General features: G+C 40.0%; 17 protein-coding genes. 4 read left to right on the plus strand and 13 right to left on the minus strand.

The window, feature by feature from the left end; all coding sequences use genetic code 11:
- Positions 1-197: 197 nt before the first annotated feature.
- The 3 genes from argH to tnpC all read right to left on the minus strand — a co-directional run bounded on the left by argH (position 198) and on the right by tnpC (position 4,595).
- Complete coding sequence (gene argH, locus ACQQ2I_RS12325; RefSeq protein ID WP_431027097.1) at positions 198-1,568, minus strand: argininosuccinate lyase; 1,371 nt, start codon at positions 1,566-1,568, stop codon at positions 198-200.
- A gap of 60 nt (positions 1,569-1,628) precedes the next feature.
- Positions 1,629-2,825 (minus strand): argininosuccinate synthase, encoded by a 1,197-nt coding sequence (locus ACQQ2I_RS12330; RefSeq protein WP_431027098.1) that lies wholly within the window; start codon positions 2,823-2,825, stop codon positions 1,629-1,631.
- 357 nt (positions 2,826-3,182) lie between these two features.
- The gene (tnpC, locus tag ACQQ2I_RS12335) at positions 3,183-4,595 is read right to left on the minus strand and encodes an IS66 family transposase (protein ID WP_431027099.1); all 1,413 of its coding nucleotides are present in this window, start codon (positions 4,593-4,595) and stop codon (positions 3,183-3,185) included.
- 626 nt (positions 4,596-5,221) lie between these two features.
- Between tnpC and ACQQ2I_RS12340 the strand changes: the two genes are divergently transcribed.
- On the plus strand, positions 5,222-6,352 hold the full coding sequence (locus tag ACQQ2I_RS12340; RefSeq protein ID WP_431030506.1) for an iron-containing alcohol dehydrogenase: 1,131 nt from the start codon (positions 5,222-5,224) through the stop codon (positions 6,350-6,352).
- Positions 6,353-6,393: 41 nt separating this feature from the next.
- On the opposite strand, the gene ACQQ2I_RS12345 is transcribed toward ACQQ2I_RS12340, so the two are convergent.
- The 5 genes from ACQQ2I_RS12345 to bioD all read right to left on the minus strand — a co-directional run bounded on the left by ACQQ2I_RS12345 (position 6,394) and on the right by bioD (position 10,949).
- Positions 6,394-7,143, minus strand: a complete 750-nt coding sequence (locus ACQQ2I_RS12345) for an SDR family NAD(P)-dependent oxidoreductase (protein ID WP_431027100.1) — start codon at positions 7,141-7,143, stop codon at positions 6,394-6,396.
- 160 nt (positions 7,144-7,303) lie between these two features.
- Positions 7,304-8,302: a biotin synthase BioB gene (gene bioB, locus ACQQ2I_RS12350; protein ID WP_431030507.1), complete on the minus strand. Its 999-nt coding sequence runs from the start codon at positions 8,300-8,302 to the stop codon at positions 7,304-7,306.
- On the minus strand, positions 8,302-8,892 hold the full coding sequence (locus ACQQ2I_RS12355) for a biotin transporter BioY (protein ID WP_431027101.1): 591 nt from the start codon (positions 8,890-8,892) through the stop codon (positions 8,302-8,304). The genes bioB and ACQQ2I_RS12355 overlap by 1 nt, the downstream gene beginning before the upstream one ends.
- Before the next feature lie 4 nt (positions 8,893-8,896).
- Positions 8,897-10,264, minus strand: a complete 1,368-nt coding sequence (bioA, locus tag ACQQ2I_RS12360) for an adenosylmethionine--8-amino-7-oxononanoate transaminase (protein ID WP_431027102.1) — start codon at positions 10,262-10,264, stop codon at positions 8,897-8,899.
- A complete protein-coding gene (bioD, locus tag ACQQ2I_RS12365; protein ID WP_431027103.1) occupies positions 10,245-10,949 on the minus strand; it encodes a dethiobiotin synthase in 705 nt (234 codons plus the stop codon). Before bioD ends, bioA begins: the two co-directional genes overlap by 20 nt.
- Before the next feature lie 277 nt (positions 10,950-11,226).
- Here bioD and rsgA point away from each other — a divergent pair, with 277 nt between their 5' ends.
- Positions 11,227-12,318, plus strand: coding sequence for a ribosome small subunit-dependent GTPase A (rsgA, locus tag ACQQ2I_RS12370; RefSeq protein WP_431027104.1), 1,092 nt, complete (start codon positions 11,227-11,229; stop codon positions 12,316-12,318).
- Positions 12,319-12,441: 123 nt separating this feature from the next.
- Here rsgA and ACQQ2I_RS12375 read toward each other — a convergent pair whose 3' ends face one another.
- On the minus strand, positions 12,442-13,335 hold the full coding sequence (locus ACQQ2I_RS12375) for an NAD(P)H-dependent flavin oxidoreductase (protein WP_431027105.1): 894 nt from the start codon (positions 13,333-13,335) through the stop codon (positions 12,442-12,444).
- A gap of 431 nt (positions 13,336-13,766) precedes the next feature.
- Here ACQQ2I_RS12375 and ACQQ2I_RS12380 point away from each other — a divergent pair, with 431 nt between their 5' ends.
- Complete coding sequence (locus ACQQ2I_RS12380; RefSeq protein WP_431027106.1) at positions 13,767-14,123, plus strand: DoxX family protein; 357 nt, start codon at positions 13,767-13,769, stop codon at positions 14,121-14,123.
- A gap of 113 nt (positions 14,124-14,236) precedes the next feature.
- Here ACQQ2I_RS12380 and ACQQ2I_RS12385 read toward each other — a convergent pair whose 3' ends face one another.
- A complete protein-coding gene (locus ACQQ2I_RS12385; protein WP_431027107.1) occupies positions 14,237-14,683 on the minus strand; it encodes an RrF2 family transcriptional regulator in 447 nt (148 codons plus the stop codon).
- A gap of 183 nt (positions 14,684-14,866) precedes the next feature.
- Here ACQQ2I_RS12385 and hmpA point away from each other — a divergent pair, with 183 nt between their 5' ends.
- Positions 14,867-16,003 (plus strand): NO-inducible flavohemoprotein, encoded by a 1,137-nt coding sequence (gene hmpA / locus ACQQ2I_RS12390; RefSeq protein WP_431027108.1) that lies wholly within the window; start codon positions 14,867-14,869, stop codon positions 16,001-16,003.
- Between the two features lie 47 nt (positions 16,004-16,050).
- Here hmpA and ACQQ2I_RS12395 read toward each other — a convergent pair whose 3' ends face one another.
- The 3 genes from ACQQ2I_RS12395 to ACQQ2I_RS12405 all read right to left on the minus strand — a co-directional run bounded on the left by ACQQ2I_RS12395 (position 16,051) and on the right by ACQQ2I_RS12405 (position 17,451).
- A complete protein-coding gene (locus tag ACQQ2I_RS12395; RefSeq protein WP_431027109.1) occupies positions 16,051-16,518 on the minus strand; it encodes a DUF523 domain-containing protein in 468 nt (155 codons plus the stop codon).
- Between the two features lie 12 nt (positions 16,519-16,530).
- Positions 16,531-16,701 (minus strand): hypothetical protein, encoded by a 171-nt coding sequence (locus ACQQ2I_RS12400; RefSeq protein ID WP_431027110.1) that lies wholly within the window; start codon positions 16,699-16,701, stop codon positions 16,531-16,533.
- Between the two features lie 144 nt (positions 16,702-16,845).
- Positions 16,846-17,451, minus strand: coding sequence for a C40 family peptidase (locus ACQQ2I_RS12405; RefSeq protein WP_431027111.1), 606 nt, complete (start codon positions 17,449-17,451; stop codon positions 16,846-16,848).
- Positions 17,452-17,619: the final 168 nt, after the last annotated feature.

The following is a 17,619-nucleotide window of genomic DNA, read 5'->3' on the forward strand; positions in this document are numbered from 1 at the left end:
TAGACAAGCCTATTAACCGAGGCAAATTACTTAACTCGCGTATAACTGTGCCAAACTCGCGTAAATTCACCTCGAACTCGCGTATAACTACACCCAACCCGCGTAAATCTACCTCAAACTCGCGTATAAAACTTGTTATACATAAACAAAAACCCCGCATACGACAATATGTGGGGACTGCATTAATCAAAGTGTATTTATAGTAGTTCTTTTGCTTTAGCTAATTGGATTTTTACTTGCTCGAAGCCTGTGCCGCCAAGTGAGTTACGACGACGTACTGCTGCTTCAGGTGCTAATACTTCGTAAATATCTTGCTCGATTAGTTCAGATTCTTTTTTCATTTCCTCTAGCGGTAAGTCCAATAAATAAATCCCTTTTTGGATACAAGTAAATACTAATTTACCTGTTACTTCGTGTGCTTCACGGAATGGCATGCCTTTTGTTGCCAGATAATCCGCAAGTTCTGTCGCATTTGAGAAATCTGAATGTACAGCTCCATGTAATCGTTCAGTATTGACCGTCATTGTACGAACCATACCTTCAAAAATCTTTAAGCTGCCTAGTACTGTTTCCATCGTATCAAACATGCCTTCTTTATCTTCCTGCATGTCTTTGTTGTACGTTAATGGTGTACCTTTTAGCACGGTTAATAAGCCCATTAAATTACCGAATGCACGACCCGCTTTCCCACGAATTAGCTCCGCCATATCAGGGTTTTTCTTTTGTGGCATAATCGACGAACCTGTTGAGAACGCATCATCTAACTCGATAAATTTAAACTCATCTGTTGACCAAATGATGATTTCTTCAGCAAAACGTGATAAATGCGTCATCAGTAGTGCTGAGTTTGATAAAAACTCCACGATAAAATCACGATCTGATACAGCATCCATTGAGTTTGCGTAAACGTCTGCAAAACCTAATAACTCAGCTGATTTTAGACGATCGATCGGGAAAGTTGTCCCCGCCATCGCACCTGCACCTAAAGGTAAAATATCGATGCGTTTCATGGACTCTGAGAAACGCTCTTTATCGCGTTGTAATTGCCAGAAATACACCATTAAATGATGGGCAAAAGAAATTGGTTGCGCACGTTGTAAGTGTGTATAGCCTGGTGCAATTGTTTCAATATGCTTTTCCGCTTGCACTAAAATTGTTTGTTGGAAAGCCTCGATTAAACCTATCACTTCTGGTACACGTTTCTTTAAGAACAAATGCATATCTGTTGCGACTTGGTCGTTACGAGAACGTCCTGTATGTAATTTACCACCAACAGGACCGATTAAATCAATCAGCATTTTTTCTAGGTTTAAGTGAATATCTTCATTTGCAACAGAGAATTCATGCTCCCCTGCTTCTGCTTTTACTTTTAACTGTGCTAAGCCATCTAAAATGTTGGCTACGTCTTCTTGTGGTAAGATTCCTTGTGCGCCAAGCATTGTTACGTGCGCTACTGAGCCTTCGATATCTTCCATTACTAATTGTTGGTCAAAGCCAATTGACGCACCAAATTCATCTACCCAAGCCTCTGCTGATTTTTGGAAACGCCCGCCCCATAATTTCGCCATTGCTAACACTCCTATTTAAAAGAAGGAGCGACTCGGGCACCGAATCGCTCACCTCATTACTTATTTGTTTTTTAATACTTCTGCTGCTACAACTGTTGGCATACCGAATAATTCGATGAAACCTACTGCTGAAGCGTGATTGAACTTATCATGTTTAGAGTAAGTTGCTAATTCTTCAGAGTATAAAGAGTTTGCAGATTTACGTCCTTCTACAATTGCATGACCTTTGTAAAGCTTCACGCGTACTGTACCATTTACATACTTTTGTGTTTCTTTTAAGAACGCTTCTAAAGCTGTACGGATTGGGTTGAACCATAAACCGTTATAAATGATTTCAGATAATTTGTGCTCAATGATTGGTTTGAAATGAGCAAGCTCTTTTACAAGTGTGATATCTTCTAATTCTTTATGTGCAGTTAAAAGTACTTTTGCACCTGGGATTTCGTACACTTCACGAGATTTAATACCAACTAAACGGTTTTCAACGTGGTCCATACGGCCAACACCGTGCGCACCCGCGATTTTATTTAACTCTTGGATTAAATCTGCTAATTTCATTTCTTGGCCGTTTAAAGAAACTGGCTTCCCTTCAACGAACTCGATTTCAACGTATTCTGCTTCGTTTGGTGCGTTTTCAACAGAAACTGTTAAGCCGTAAGCTTCTTCTGGTGGCGCTACCCATGGATCTTCCATTACGCCCGCTTCGTTTGCACGACCCCATAAGTTTTGGTCGATTGAGAATGGTGAGTCGATTGTTGCAGGAATTGGTACACCGTGTTTTGCAGCGTACTCGATTTCTTCATCACGGCTCCAGCCCCACTCACGTACAGGAGCTAACACTTCTAAATCTGGGTTTAATGCTTTAATCGAAACTTCGAAACGAACTTGGTCATTTCCTTTACCAGTACAGCCGTGCGCTACAGCATCAGCATTTACTTCGTTTGCGATTTCTACTAATTTTTTAGAGATTAATGGACGAGATAGAGCCGATACTAAAGGATATTTTTGCTCATACCAAGTGTGACCTTGTAATGAAATTAATGCATATTCTTCAGCGAACTCATCTTTTGCATCTACCATATATGATTCAACCGCACCTACTTGAAGTGCTTTGTTTTTGATGAACTCAAGGTCTTTCCCTTCACCTACGTCAAGACATACTGCGATTACGTCCCAACCTTGTTCTTTTAACCATGGAATTGCTACAGATGTATCTAGACCACCTGAATAAGCAAGTACTACTTTTTTGTTAGCCATTTCAATTGCCTCCGATATATGTTGTGTGTATGTTTATACATTCTAGTAAAAGTTTATACACGAATAGTAACATGTAATAAACATAAACGCAACTGTATTTATATAAAATTTTTAAGTTTTTCATGTTGTTAGATAACTCATAATAAACAGTTTTTTCAGAATACTCAATTCCGCATTTTTTCACTATCCTTTTCTCGCAATCATTCCACTTCTCTATTTATGTATCATACAAATTTTTTTCAAAAAAATGCTTTTGAGACATAACGAAAAAGCTCAGCGAAACTATAGAACTATCATATTAAATTAGATGTGGTAACTACTCAGGGCATGCCAAAAAGACCGCATGAAGCAGTGTTTTTACTGTAGGACATATGTTTTATCGAGCACTTGTTGCAGTGCTTCTAATAGTCGTTGTCCTCTCTTATGCGCCGTCGATAAAAAGGAGCGAATGGTGAAGAAAGCTTGTGCTCCTTCGTCGCTACGGAAAAGACCCGAAATCTTTTCCTTCACTCGGATCATCCGTAAATCACGCTCCGCTTGATTATTGTCAAACGGGACACGGGGATCATGCAAGAAGAACAAGATTTTCTCCCGATGCATGACGAGGCGATCAAGTAAATTCCGAGCGGGTGAGCGGCGCATGCTTTTGCGTTGTTTTTGCGGATGCTCGGTATAGTTGTCCTGTAGGCTATCGCTCGCCTCTTTGAGCAGTAGATCATAGGCAGCTGCCCATTGCTCCTTGTACGCTTCCGATAAAGGGATGCGGGCTTGTGCATATACATCCACTTCTTTTTTCATCTGAATCAACAGCTGATGAAATACGCCTGCCCACACCTGGTTCTCCTGTTCCTGTAGATACGTAAGTTCCCGTAAAATATGGGCATTACATAGGGCATGTTGGCAATTCGTATAGGTAAAATACGATTGCCACGCATCATGAACCGCGATGCCTGTATAAGTTGGGACAAAACCAATCGCATCTATTGCTTCTTTTCCACGTTTCGGATGGAGCGCATAGAAGGTTTCTTCTGCTGTTGAATAGACGTGCACCCATTGCCGTTTCGGCAGGACATCGATACCCGTTTCATCCATATGTACAACCGGCGATTGAAGCAGTTGCGCTTTGATTTCGTTGACGAAAGGCGCGATTGAGTCCATCGTGCGTTGAATAATATTGGCAAGCGTCCCCTGGCTAATCGTATGACCGAATACATCACGCATGACATCCATGGTACGTTGGTAGGGTAGTAATTGCCCGTGATGTAGATACACCAGTAGCGCTTGCACACGGCTTCCATATTGAACCGTATGTGCTACGTGTGTGGGGAAAAGGGCCTTATTTCGCATGCGGCAACACGGACATTTTTTATGCTCTGCTTGATGTTCGGTAATCGTGAGCGCAAGTGGTGGGACCTCCCATACTTGTCGTCGCTGTACGTGGTGAATGGGCGTTTCGGATAAATCATACCCACAATTTGCGCAATCCGTTACCGTATGACGAACCACTTCGTTTGGTGTGGGAGAAAGTGCGAGGTGATGACCTTTATGTCCTGGCTGTCCACCAGGAGACTTTCCACTCGCCTGGCGTTCACTTTTGGTTCTTCGTTGCTTTTTCAGTCCATCAGAGGAAGGGGGTTTATGACTATTATGACTGTTTTTCGCCAATTGTTTTTCAAGCTCTGCTACGCGTGCTGTTAATTGGTCAATGAGCGCAGCTTGTCGCTGGATGATATCGATGAGCTCCTGTTTAGATAAATGATTGAGTGACATAAAAAATCCTCCTTCCTATTTGGGATTGTAAGAATTGTACCCAAAAGATAGAGGATTTAAAACAAAGGCTGAGTAGTTACTAGATGTGTTGATTATACAAATACTAGTAGATCATAAACGTGCTTTTTAGTGAAATGATTAATAAAAAGGCGCTTGCTCGTTGATTGGAGCGGAGGCGACTCGACTCCAGCAGGAACAGCACGAGCTGAAAATCCATTTCTTTCGGCATTAGCCGAAAGAAATTAGTTGAAGCCGTGCCTGCGGAAAGCGAGTCAGCCGTAGCGGAAATCAACGTATTCCAATTTTCTCTTTAACAATTAAGAGGTAAATCAACACGCGTGATATTAAATTAAACAACAACTACCCCCTACTCAATCGGAATTTATCCTAAAAAAAGTTGCTACTTTCATCAAACAGTCAATTATTTTAATTTTTTAAATAATTTGTAAATTTAGTTGAATTTTTACTATACATTGCTATATACTAATCCATGGGTAAAGCATTCGGATGCGACTATCCACTAAAACGAACAATCTGGAGGGTATTAAATGAGCGTACAAGATGTATTAAAAGCGAAACAACAGGAGCTGCAACAAGTGAATGGAAGTAAGCAACACTTATTCACAATGCCGACAACGAATTTATTCGGACAAGGCACAATTCTGGAAGTTGGTAAGTATTTAGTACAATTCGAGTCTAAAAAAACACTTTTAGTTACGGATGAAGGCTTATACAACCTAGGTATCGCAGATCAAATCGCTAACATTATCCGTGAAGCAAATGTGGAGGTTGAAATCTTCCCGAAAGCTGAGCCGAACCCAACAGATAAAAATGTACATGACGGCATCGCTGCTTATAAAGCAGCAGGCTGTGACTCGATTGTTTCTTTAGGTGGTGGATCCTCACATGACGCCGCAAAAGGTATTGGCCTATTAGCCTCAAACGGCGGACGTATCCATGATTATGAAGGTGTAGACAAATCCGAAAGCCCATTAGTACCTTACATCGCTATTAATACGACGGCGGGTACAGCATCTGAAATGACACGCTTTACGATTATTACAGACACAGAGCGCTCTGTAAAAATGGCCATTGTCGATAAGCATGTAACAGCACTTGTATCGATCAATGATCCAACACTTATGATTGGTTTACCGCCTGCATTAACAGCTGCAACAGGTGTCGATGCACTGACACATGCGGTCGAATCTTACGTATCGACAAATGCATCGCCAATTACTGATGCATGTGCTGAAAAAGTATTTCAAATTATTCCGAAGTACTTACCGCGCGCTTATTCAAACGGTGAAGACTTCGAGGCACGTGAACAAATGGTATATGCACAGTTTTTAGCTGGCATGGCATTTAACAATGCTTCTCTTGGCTATGTACACGCGATTGCGCACCAATTAGGGGGCTTCTACAACTACCCGCACGGTGTATGTAACGCCATTTTACTACCGCACGTATGTCGCTTTAACTTAGTAGGTCGTGAAGAGCGCTTTGCTCGTATCGCGGAATTACTAGGGGAGAATATCGAAGGTTTAAGCGTACGCGAAGCAGCAGAGGTAGCAGTTTCTCGCATTGAACTCTTAACACAAGATTTAAATATCCCGACAGGCTTCAAGGAGCTAGGTGCTCGTGAGGAGGATATTCAAATATTAGCAGAAAATGCAATGAAGGACGTATGTGCGGCTACAAACCCGCGTAAGGCAACACTTGAAGACGTAATGGAAATCATTCATCAAGCATACTAACACGTCCAAAGGCGACTTGCGTAATGCAAGTCGCCTTTTACTTACTTCTTATTAAAGAAGCCCTTTCCTAACTTTTCAACGAGTCCCGGTGCAACTGCATACAGTTTTGCTGTTATGCCCATGACACGCGGTAAATTTACCTCTCGTACAGGTCGCTCAATTGTACGCACCACTTCACGCGCTACTTTTTCTGGCTTGAGTAAAAAAGCTTGAATCGCATCACGGTACGCATTTGTTGCATCTGCCTTTTGTAAAAATGGGGTATCAATGAGCCCTGGGTAAATGCCTGTCACCTTAATATGATGCTCTGCTAATTCCAATCGGACACCATTTAAAAAGCCTGTTAATGCATGCTTACTCGCTGCATACACACTCGCTTTACGCGTCGCAACCTTACCTGCTTGTGAGCTAACATAAATAAAATGCCCTGATCCACGCGCAATCATTTTCGGAGCAAGACGCTTCGTTAAATAAATCGGGGCACGTACATTAATATCTAACATCGTATCAATCTCTTCATCTGCTAAATCATAAGCATTTTCAAAAACCCCAAGCCCAGCATTTAAAATCGCTACATCAATAGGTGGTAATACCTCAACGACGCGATTGATATCTTCTGTTTTACGTAAATCTGCCTGAATAACATGTGCGCCCAGTCCAGCTAACGTGTTTAATGAAGAGTCATTGCGACCTGTGGCATATACAGTATACCCTTTCGCTATACACATTTCGGTTATTTTTAAGCCTATTCCACTCGTCGCACCCGTAACAAAAATTGTTTTTTTATTCATTTTCCTGCATACCTCCAACCAAAAACGTAATTAAATTATAACAAGAAAATCGATTGGATTCTCTATCATTACAAAAAGCCGTATACACGCCTGTTCAATAACGTGTATACGACTTTTCAATTTATACTATATTATTAGGGAGAGTATATATAATGGACAATTACGAACAGAATGCTTCTTCTTGCTTGCCTGTTAATTCAATTTCGAAGCCTAAATCTTCTAACATGCGATAATCGCTATTTGCCTCTTGTCCTTCTGTTGTTAAATAATCGCCAACGAAAATACTGTTTGCTGCATACATACCAAGTGGCTGAAGCGATCCAAGATTTACTTCACGACCACCTGAAATACGAATTTCCTTCGTTGGATTGATATAACGGAATAACGCTAATACTTTTAAGCAGTAGCGAGGGTTTAATTCCTTTGTCCCCTCTAGCTTTGTGCCATCAATCGCATTTAAGAAATTGACAGGAATAGAATCGGCATCTAATTGATGAAGTGCGCGTGCAATATCCACAACATCCTCTTTTGTCTCTTTCATACCAATAATCGCACCAGAGCAAGGAGAAATGCCATGCTTTTTCGCAACTTCCACTGTGTTCACACGGTCTTCATACGTATGAGACGTCGTAATATAAGAATGGTGGCGCTCCGATGTATTTAAGTTATGATTGTAACGATCCACACCCGCTTCTTTTAATTGCTGTGCTTGTTCTTCTTTTAATAATCCTAAACAAGCACACACCTTTAAGCCGTACTTTTCTTTAATTTCTGTTACGGCCTCACTTACGACATTTACGTCTTTACGTGTTGGGCCACGTCCACTTGCGACAATACAATATGTGCCGATTTTGTTTTCAAAAGCACGTTTTGCCCCTGCTAAAATCTCTTCCTTTGTAATAAACGGATATTTCTCAATCGGTGCTGTTGATTTTGAAGACTGTGAGCAATAACCGCAATCTTCTGGGCAATAGCCACTTTTTGCATTCATAATCATATTGAGCTTTACTTTTTTGCCATAATAATTTTTACGAATCGCAAACGCTCCGTCCATTAGCTTTAATAACTCATCATCATCACTATTTAAAATCGCTAACGCTTCTTCATTGCTAATTACCTTACCGGCAATAACTTCCTTTGCTAATTGTAACCAATTCATCATACATGCTCCTTTTTTATGTGTACTATTTTGATTGACCTGGCCGAACGAAATACGGTATATAGTCGTTCCGCTAACAGTGCAGAAGCAATTGCTAAGCAAAAGTCTGCAACAATACTATTTAAAAATCCAACTAGTAAAATATGTGACCAGCTTGTTTTCACATCGAGCCAAATATTTAACGCTACATATAAATACGGTACCGCGACGGCATAAATCAGAATTAACCCGACAATATTGGCACCGATAAAATGCATTTTCGTTGGCGTTTCTACTTTTTCAATAAGCCAACCGATGACAAACGCAGCAAGGGCAAAGCCGATTAAATAACCAAACGTCGGCTGCATCACATATGTAATTCCCCCGCCTTGTGTAAACACAGGTAACCCTACTAAACCAATGCCAATATAGACGACCTGGCTGAGCAAGCCATTGCGACTTCCAAGCAGGCATCCTGCTAAAAAAACAAAGACAATTTGCAATGTAAAGGGTACGACTGGTAGCGGTACTTTAATAAAGGCACCAATGGCCGTTAATGCGGCAAACATCGCAATCATAACGAGTGAAAGGGTTGCGTGTCGTTGTTGCATAATTCTATCCCTCCCGCTCTGCAAAAAATTGTTCGATTGTTTCTTTCGTTGTCTGAATCATAAAATGCATTTCCTCATCTGTAATGATATAGGGTGGCATAAAATACAAAATATTGCCAAGCGGTCGAATGAGTAGCCCTTTTGTTAATGCTCTTTTATAAACTTGGTAGCCTATACGTTCTTCACTTGGTAGCGGCTCTTTTGTGTCCCGATTCGCTACGAGTTCAATGGCACCTACTAGCCCAACTTGTCGATATTCACCAACATAAGGAAGGTGATTAAATGCCTCGACTGCTAGCTTTCGCATCTGCTCTCCTTTGCTTTGGACAATATCGATATAGTTCTCCTCTTCGAAAATCGTCAATACTTCAAGCGCTACGCGGCAAGCGAGTGTATTGCCTGTATAGCTATGTGAATGTAAAAATGCCTTCATCGTGCCATAATCATCGTAAAAAGCATCGTATACTTCATCTGTTGTTAATACAGCAGATAGTGGTAAGTAACCTCCTGTTAACCCTTTCGATAAGCACATAAAATCAGGTGAAATACCAGCTTGTTCACAGGCAAACAACGTTCCTGTACGACCAAAACCAACAGCTATTTCATCTGCGATTAAATGCACATCAAACTTCGTACATAATTCGCGCAATCGCTTTAAGTAAATCGGCGGATACATTTTCATCCCTGCTGCCGCTTGAATGAGCGGCTCAATAATAACAGCTGTAATTTCCTCATGATGTGCAGCTAATTCCTCTTCTACATAGCGAATACATTGTGCTTGACAGCTCTCAGGCTTGTCATTAAATGGACAACGAAAACAGTCAGGTCCCTGCGCCCTTACTGTATCGAGTAATAGTGGTTGATACACTTCGTTATAAAGATCGACGCCGCCTACTGATAGTGCACCAAGTGTTTCACCGTGATAAGCATCTGTTAAGGCAAGAAATCGCTTTTTCGTTTTCTTCCCACTTTGCATATGGTATTGAAAGCTCATTTTTAATGCGACTTCAATAGCAGACGAGCCGTTATCTGCGAAAAAGACTTTATTCAAGCCTTCTGGTGTTAAGGCCACTAATTTTTCTGCAACCTTCACAGCGGGCTCATGCGTAAAATTCGCAAAAATAGCATGCTCCAATGTAAAAGCTTGCTCACTTAATGCTTGACTAATGCGAGGATTCGCATGACCAAATAAATTTACCCACCAAGAAGACACCGCATCTAAATAACGATTGTCATGCTCATCGTAAAGCCACACACCTTTACCACTTTTAATCACAATCGGTGGAAACTGCTCATAATCTTTCATTTGTGAGCATGGATGCCAAACATGTTGCAAATCTCTCGCTTGCCATTCAGACAACTGTTGTTTCATGTTGATACAGCCTTTCAAATAATGATGTGTGCTTGATGGAATAGTTAACTACATGCGATATGTCATGCAGTTTCGGAATAACTGCATATGGTAGTGCACGATGTTGCAAAATCGTCGCAATGTTATTTTGTTCCATATCACTCCCCGTATCGCCATTAAAGACAATGCCCAGCACGTCAATTCCGCGTGCAGTTAATGCTTCTAACGTCAGTAACGTGTGGTTAATCGTCCCAAGCTTCGTACGTGCTACGACAACGACCGGCAATTGACTTTGCGTAATGACATCAAGCAGTGTTTCCTTTCCGTTTGCATCTAGCGGTACGAAAATGCCACCTGCTCCTTCACAAATAACGACATCATACACATGTTGTAACCTTTTTATTTGCTGTAATAAGCGCATCGTATCAATTTGCTGACCCTCCAGTTGTGCAGCAAAGTGTGGTGATGCCGGCTCTTTGAATGAATAATCATTCAATTCTACTTCATTAAGATTTTGCAATGAATAGGTTTCATACATGGTTGTATCATAATAGTAAGCCTGCCCTTGCTCGATCACCTCACCCGTTTGTACCGGTTTGTACGGTGTTACACGAAGTCCTTGCTCTTGTAGCTGGCGCATTAACAATGTCGTGACACATGTTTTTCCGACGTCTGTATCTGTGCCGACTACCCAAAAATGTGGCATTGTTAACCTCCCCCTCATTTACGTTAACTATTTACATTTTTAAGTTAACACAATTATTCTTATTTTGTAAATGCTCTTTTATGAAACAAAATGCTAAATTAGAAAATTCAAATGATGAATAGATTATGTTATAGTAAAGTCCAATCATATGGAGAAAGGGGATTTTTTTTATGTTCAATAAGCAATTTCGTGAGATTGTAATAAATGGGGAGGGATGTGCAAAATAATGCATAAAACCTCCCAAAAGTCACAAACAAACTTTTAGGAGGAAATAAAATTGAATACGATCGATATGAAAAATCTAGGGCTTACTGAAGCAATGCTACAGGAAGCTAAACAATATAAACATCTATACATTGGACGAATTTCATCCCAATCTAAAAATTTATACAAAGTAATAACAGAAAATGGTGAACTGATAGCTGAAATATCCGGGAAATTTCACCACAGTGTAAACGACATAACAGACTATCCATCTGTCGGGGATTTTGTCATGATTGATCGAATAGATCATACCGATGGCAATGGGATTATTCATCATGTGCTCACTCGGAAAAGTGTATTTGGGCGAAAAGTGGCAGGTTCTACAACTAACAAACAAATTGTCGCAACGAATATCGATATCGTTTTTATTTGTATGTCACTAAACAATGACTTTAATCTTCGTAGATTAGAGCGCTATCTTTCTATCGCTTGGGATAGCGGAGCAACACCCGTTATTGTGCTGACAAAAGCAGACTTATGCCAAGAAATTGAGCAAAAACTGAGCGAAATATATGCGATTGCAATAGGTGTAGATGTACTCGTAACAACTAGTATTTCTGATACTGGACATCACCCTATTACTAATTATCTTTCACCTGGTCGAACGGTAGCATTTATTGGCTCATCCGGCGTTGGAAAATCAACCTTAATCAACCGTCTTCTCGGTCAACATGTTTTGGTAACCAATGAAATAAGAAATGATGATAAAGGCAGACACACTACGACAAGACGTGAACTACTTCTGTTACCCAATTTAGGTGTCGTAATCGATACGCCAGGTATGCGAGAACTCGGCATTATTAGCGCCGATTTAGCTAAATCTTTTGCTGACATTGATGAGCTCGCTTCTCAATGCCGTTTTAGTGATTGTATGCATCAAACTGAACCAAGCTGTGCCGTGCAAAAAGCGATTCAGGATGGCATTTTATCAATCGAACGATTGGAAAGCTATCGCAAACTTCAAAAGGAAACAAAGTATGATGGCTTGAATGCCAAAATGATTGAAAAAGAAAAGCTAAATAATATGTTTAGCACTATGGGCGGGATGAAAAACGCAAGGAAATTTCTCAAAGAGCAGCATAACAAAAAAGGACGGAATAAATGAAGACAGCCAAGTACATTCTTTCATTGAAAGATCCACTTGACTATATGCACAATTTCTGACAATAAAAATATTCCGACTGTAGAAGGGGCTATCCATTGATTGGATAGCCCCTCTTCTTTTCACCTAAATTAAAACATTTAAACGGTTACATGCTTCTTCATATTCAGCTTTTAACTGCGATACAATTTGTGAGATTGATTGACGTTCTGAAATAGCCGCTACCCCATGTCCTGCTGAGAAAATATCACGCCATGCTTTATGATCATCAAAGTCCATTTTGCCCTTTCCTCTTGTTAACTCCGAAACGTTAATCCCACTTGCCGTTAACGATGGAATAAGGAAGTTCGCATTGACACCACTAATCGCATCTGTATAAACAATATCTTCACTCGAGCTGTTAATAATCATCTCTTTATAGTTATCTGGTGCATTTCCTTCTTCCGCTACAATAAAACGCGTCCCCATATAAGCGTAATCAGCACCAATTGCACGTGTAGCTGCGATATCTGCCCCTGTCGAAATAGCGCCTGCTAAAATAATGTCCCCTTTGAAAAACGACTTCACGGCTGCGACAAAGGCAAACGGATTTAGCTGCCCACCATGTCCCCCTGCACCAGCACATACTAAAATAAGCCCGTCTACTCCTGCCATTGCTGCTTTTTTTGCATGCTTTTCAATAATCACATCCGAATATACCTTTCCACCGTAGCTATGTACGATCTCTACAATCGGTGTTGGGTTGCCAAGCGACGTAATGACAAGTGGTGGCTGATACTTCTTGATTAGCTCCACATCCTCGTCATAGCGAGGATTTTCTCCTTTATGGCAGATGATGTTGACGCCCCACTTTTCCGTTGGTAGTGCCTCTTTAATTTCTGTTAACCATTCCTCACATACACTAATCGGACGCGCATTTAATAATGGAAATGTACCAATGATACCAGCGCGTGCAGATTCAATCACCATCTTTGGATTTGATATTAAAAACATCGGTGCCACAATTACTGGCAATTGCATAAAAAACACCCCTTTTCTCGTATTAACATTAAAATTCTCCATAAAACTGAATATCCCTTCATTTTTTTTGCATTTTAAATTTTTATTATTTCTCCGAACATCACCCTACAGTTTGACTTTTAAATGGTTAATTGCACATCCATATATTCAATACGGGAATAAACTAAAAGTAGGTGCATGATTAATACATCAAATTCATACTATGGTAATACAGAGGAGTTGAGGTATAGAGGGGCAGAGGGTGTATGGCGCTGGCTTCACTAAGCATTAGCTCACAATCAAATCAATACAACACGAAAATAAACTTTAATCTTGTTCAACTATATGTATGTCTCTCACAAAATTGTGACGAAATGTTTAGTGGATGCGACGGGAAGGTCAGCTTGGATTTGCAAATGACTAAGCATTTTTAATCAATTGGAGGTGAAAACATGCAAATCGTTATCTGGGTATTACAAGGTTTACTTGCAGCTGTTTTTATTTTCGCTGGTTATGGGAAATTAGCTGGTTCAAAAATGCATAAAGAAAACTTCATCAAATGGGAATTACCACAATGGTTCCGTGTGTTAACAGGGATAATCGAACTTGGTTCAGCTATTATGCTAATTGTAGGTTTCTGGAATGACATGTGGGCTGTTTATGGCTCTATCGCTTTAATTTTAGTAAGTATCGGTGGAATTTTTACACATATTCGTATAAGAGATAGCTGGAGAGCCACAATGCCGATTTTTTCGCTCGGTGTGATCGCACTTCTATTATTCTTCTTAATTATTTATAGCGTGGGATAGAAAGATGTACCATGTCCTCATAACTATTCTGTAGCAAGAAAAGCTTTTTTCTTAGTAAATTAACATAAAAGGCATATCTTCAACCAAATAGGTCAAGATATGCCTTTTATTTATTATTCCTTCTCTCCTAGCCCGAACAATTGCATTAATGAAGTCTTTGAATGAATGACATCTTCTAATGTATAGCTGTCCAGTACTTTTAAGTATGCCTGCAATGCTTCATATAACGCATTTTTTAACCTACATTCAGGTGCAATACGACATAAATTATTTTCTGGATTGAAGCATTCTACAATATGAAAATCTTCCTCTGTTTTGCGCACAACTTCTCCGATGACAATCTCTTGAGGGGCGATTGCTAAGCGAATGCCACCACCACGTCCGCGAATCGTTTCGATATAACCGTATTTCCCCAAATCATATGTCACTTTCATTAAATGATTTTTTGAAATTTGATATGTGTCCGCAATTTCTTGAATCGTTGCTAAATGGTCTTGGCCACGCACGCCCAAGTACATTAGCACTCGTAATGAATAATCCGTATATACAGTTAAGCGCACTTCTCCACCAACTTTCTTCTTATACGAGTATACCATCAAATCATTTGAGGAATAATACATATGCTTACAAACGAAACATGTATTTTAAATATATGTTTTGTGAACATTTTGTTAAAGATGTATTTAATATATTGCTTTAGAATATAAGCAAGCGTATAGTGAGAAGTGAAAGGACGTGACGATATGTTACAACAAAAAACGATTGATATTATTAAAGCGACAGTACCCGTTTTAGAACAACACGGTTTAACAATTACGAAGACGTTTTACAAAAACATGTTTGAGGCACATCCAGAATTACTTAACATTTTTAATCATACAAATCAGCAAAGAGGACGTCAGCCACATGCTTTAGCCAACACGGTGTATGCAGCTGCTGTTCACATTGACAACTTAGAAGCCATCGTACCGGCGGTTATGTTAATTGCCCATAAACACCGTAGCCTTGGGGTTTTACCAGAGCACTATCCAATCGTTGGAGAACACTTATTAGGGGCCATCAAGGAAGTACTTGGCGATGCAGCCACACCAGAAATTATTGATGCATGGGCTCAAGCATATGGCGTGATTGCGGATATCTTTATCTCAGTGGAAGAAGATTTATACAGACAAACGGAAAACAATGGCGGCTGGCGTTTATTCAAGCCATTCAAAATTGCACGCAAAGTAAAAGAAAGCGATATCGTCACAAGCTTCTACTTAACTCCAGTTGACGGTGAAAAATTACCAGAAGCAGTACCTGGTCAGTACATTTCCATTCGCCTTGCAATGCCGGGTGAACAATATTTAATGAATCGTCAATACACAGTGACAGACGTAACAGAAAACAACGAATACCGTATTTCTGTCAAACGTGAAGACGAAGGAACACCAAATGGTCGCGTATCAACATATCTTCACAATGATGCCGAAATCGGTACAGAAATTGAAGTATCAGCTCCAGCTGGTTTATTCACATTAAACGAAGGGACAAATGATGTATTATTTATCGCAGGCGGCGTTGGTGTAACACCTCTATACCGTATGTTGCTTACAGCTGATAATCGTAAAACATCCTTCATTTTATGTGCACGTAATGAGCGCGTAGCTGCCTTCACTGAGCAAATCGAAACAAATGCGGATCATTATAAAGCCATTTACTCAGATACGGATGGTTTCGTAACGAAGGAACAGATTCAAAATATGTTAACTTCGGAGTCTGATGTATACATTTGTGGGCCAACACCATTTATGCAGGCTGTTATTGGCCAATTAAGGGAACTAGGTGTCGCAGAAGACCGCATTCACTATGAATTCTTCGGCCCAGCATTAACGGTATAATCAAAACTTTTGAGAGAAAAAGCCGACACAAAATCGTGTCGGCTTTTTTAACGTATTTCTTCTATATAATGTAGAAAGTTTTCTTCTGAGACTACATGGATACCATGTCGTCTTAGCAGTGCTGCTGTCACACCAGCACCTTGCTTTTTCGTTCCATTAAACTCCCCTGTGTAAATGTGATTACTCCCACAGGACGGGCTATTTTCTTTTAAAACGACAGTGTGCGCGCCTACTTGCTGTACTACTTCAAGCGCTTTATACGCCCCTTGTAAAAAAGCATCCGTCACATCTTCTCCCGTATTGTCCACGACACGTGCGACACCATCCAGTACTGCTTCCCCGTCTCCACCAATAATTTCAGCTGGATTTCTCGGCGTTGGTAAACCACCTAAAACTTCAGGGCAAACAGTCACTGCCTTCTTCTCTTCTACTAGCTGCCTAATTTTTTCAACCGTATTGGCATTGCCGTCATAGCGGACTTTCATGCCTGCTAAACAACTACTAATGACAATCATACACTCACCCCTTCAATCCCGGTCAAATAAATATTTACGTGAATCACTTTCAATCCGTCGGTCGCAATCATCACAAGAAAACTGCCCATTCCGATTTTGTTTGTATTGCTGATATTTTCTTGTTCCTTCCTCTAGCTGAAAAGGCTTTTTACAGTACCTACAATGGATTTCATAATAAATCATCACGATGCTCCTTTACTTCCATACTTCTATTTTTACATCATATCGGCAATAAAGGGAATTAACAATATGGACTCATCTAGCCAAAATGGAAAATCAGCTTATACTGCAAAAAACGCTTGGACAATGCCAAGCGTTTTCCTTCTATTACATACGACCATAGCCTGTGAAATGTTGTCCCCAGTAGCCGCTGTGAATATTATCAATTTTTACTTGTTTACCTGCTGCTGAAATCATTTTGTTATTTCCAATATAGAAACCTACGTGCGATATCCCATTCTTATATGTACCGCTAAAGAATACTAAGTCCCCTACTTGCGGTTTCGATACTTTCTCTGCTGTATTATAAAAACCAGCTGCTGTTTTTCGTGATGTTTGATAGCCTGCTTGGTTTAATACATATGTAACATAACCTGAACAATCAAATCCAGCTTTTGGTGTTGAACCACCAAATACATAAGGTATACCTAAATATTTTTGTGCAACATTGACTAAGTTCGGCTTACTTGTATTTGCATTCGTTTGGGCACCGCCAATTTCTAACTTTTGACCAATACGAAGAACAGAGGAACTCAAGTTATTCCATGCCATAATTTGTTGATAAGATACGCCATAGCGCTGACCAATTTTATATAATGAATCGCCTGATTTTACTGTGTAAACAGCGGCATCTGCTGTTCCTACTGAAGTAAATACTAATGATGAGCCTAGTGCAAGTGCCGCTAGCTTCATGCCCCATTTTGTCTTTTTCATAATCTATTTCTAAACTCCTAACATCTTTCGTTTCTCACAAATACGATATTAGCATGTGAATGTTACAGGAATATATCAAAAAAACAACAAAATAACCACAAAACACGGTATTTTTTGGATATTAAATTTCAGCAGAGGAAATAAAAGAGAGACCCCTCAATTTAAGGA

Source organism: Lysinibacillus sp. LZ02, assembly GCF_050613145.1.
Classification (GTDB): Bacteria; Bacillota; Bacilli; order Bacillales_A; family Planococcaceae; genus Lysinibacillus_B.